The organism is Saccharothrix sp. ST-888, from assembly GCF_000955975.1.
Taxonomy (GTDB): Bacteria; Actinomycetota; Actinomycetes; order Streptomycetales; family Streptomycetaceae; genus Kitasatospora.
In genome coordinates, this window is record NZ_JYJF01001100.1 from 1 (window position 1) to 256 (window position 256).

A 256-nucleotide genomic window follows, 5' to 3' on the forward strand; every position below is an offset into this window, starting at 1 on the left:
GGCCGCTGATGGCCGGAAGACCAAGCGGCTCATGGTCAGCCACGCGTTCCACTCGCCGTTGATGGAGCCGATGCTGGCGGAGTTCCGTACGGTCGCGGAAGGTCTGACCTTCCAGGAACCGAGGATCCCGATCGTCTCCACCCTGACCGGCGAGGTCGCCGACGAGCTGGTCACCCCCGAGTACTGGGTGCGCCACGTCCGCGAGGCCGTCCGCTTCCACGACGCCGTGCAGACCCTGGAGAGTGAAGGCGTCCGT

1 protein-coding gene is annotated in these 256 nt (G+C 67.6%); it reads left to right on the forward strand.

The genetic code is table 11. The features are described from left to right. The coding region (locus tag UK12_RS35785) for a hypothetical protein (protein WP_045307405.1) at positions 1–256 on the forward strand (256 nt) is incomplete at both ends.